Source organism: Streptomyces sp. NRRL S-37, assembly GCF_000721605.1.
Classification (GTDB): Bacteria; Actinomycetota; Actinomycetes; order Streptomycetales; family Streptomycetaceae; genus Streptomyces.
On the sequence record NZ_JOIZ01000151.1, the window covers coordinates 1 to 277 of the forward strand.

General features: G+C 69.7%; 1 protein-coding gene. It reads left to right on the forward strand.

What is annotated here, in order from left to right; all coding sequences use genetic code 11:
• The coding region (locus IH50_RS0137200) for a M23 family metallopeptidase (protein ID WP_030873249.1) at window positions 1-277 on the forward strand (277 nt) is incomplete at both ends.

Here is a 277-nt window from a genome sequence, read left to right on the forward strand (position 1 = left end):
GGCACCACCGTGATGGCCGCGCACGGCGGCACCGTCGTCAAGGCCGGCCCCAACGGCGCCGGCGACGGCCCCGCGTACGGCAACGCCATCGTCATCAAGCACGGCAACGGCACGTACTCCCAGTACGCCCACCTGTCGCAGGTGAACGTGAGGATCGGCCAGATCGTCAAGACCGGCCAGAAGATCGCCCTGTCCGGCAACACCGGCAACTCCAGCGGCCCGCACCTGCACTTCGAGATCCGCACCACCCCGAACTACGGCTCCGCCGTGGACCCGG